Source organism: Microbacterium sp. H6 (assembly GCF_003314775.1).
Classification (GTDB): Bacteria; Actinomycetota; Actinomycetes; order Actinomycetales; family Microbacteriaceae; genus Microbacterium; species Microbacterium oxydans.
Genome location: NZ_QOAY01000311.1, coordinates 1 through 204, shown reverse-complemented (window position 1 = coordinate 204; position 204 = coordinate 1). Strand labels below are relative to the sequence as shown.

Sequence of the window (204 nt, the reverse complement as noted above, 5' to 3'; positions counted from 1 at the left end):
AAGAAGCTGGCGAAGCAGCTCACCGCCGCGGGGATCCCCGCCGTCGACCTGCACGGCAACCTCTCGCAGAACGCGCGCGAGCGCAACCTCGGTGCGTTCTCGACCGCCCCTGAGGACGGCGGCGTGCGGGTGCTCGTCGCGACCGACGTCGCCGCGCGCGGCGTCCACGTCGACAACGTCGACCTCGTCGTCCACGTCGACCCG

The 204-nt window shown here is 72.5% G+C and carries 1 protein-coding gene; it reads left to right on the top strand.

Annotated elements, in window-relative coordinates; genetic code table 11:
* On the top strand, window positions 1-204 hold a 204-nt coding region (locus DSP71_RS21310; RefSeq protein WP_258546598.1), incomplete at both ends, for a helicase-related protein.